Origin of the sequence: Salifodinibacter halophilus (assembly GCA_012999515.1) — a bacterium.
Classification (GTDB): Bacteria; Pseudomonadota; Gammaproteobacteria; order Nevskiales; family Salinisphaeraceae; genus Salifodinibacter; species Salifodinibacter halophilus.
Map to the genome: position 1 here is coordinate 1 of JABEEB010000440.1, position 254 is coordinate 254.

At 72.4% G+C, this 254-nt stretch carries 1 protein-coding gene; it reads left to right on the top strand.

The genetic code is table 11. From position 1 onward, the window contains the following. Positions 1–254 (top strand): fimbrial biogenesis outer membrane usher protein (locus HKX41_12360; GenBank protein NNC24928.1); only part of this gene is annotated, 254 nt, incomplete at both ends.

The following is a 254-nucleotide window of genomic DNA, read 5'->3' on the forward strand; positions in this document are numbered from 1 at the left end:
CTTCAACTTCGCCGCCGACACCCAACGCACCCACGGCGATTATCGCGACCTCGCCTCGCGCTACGGCCTGGGCGCGCCGCGGGTCAGCGAACGCGCGACGGTCGGCTGGAGCGACGCGCGCATCGGCAGCCTCGGCCTGAGCTACGTGCGCCTGCTCTATCGCGGGCAAGCGCCGGCGCGCTACGCCGGCGCGACCTGGAGCCGCAACCTCGGCACCCGCGCCGCGCTGAGCCTATCGTACAACCAGAACCTCG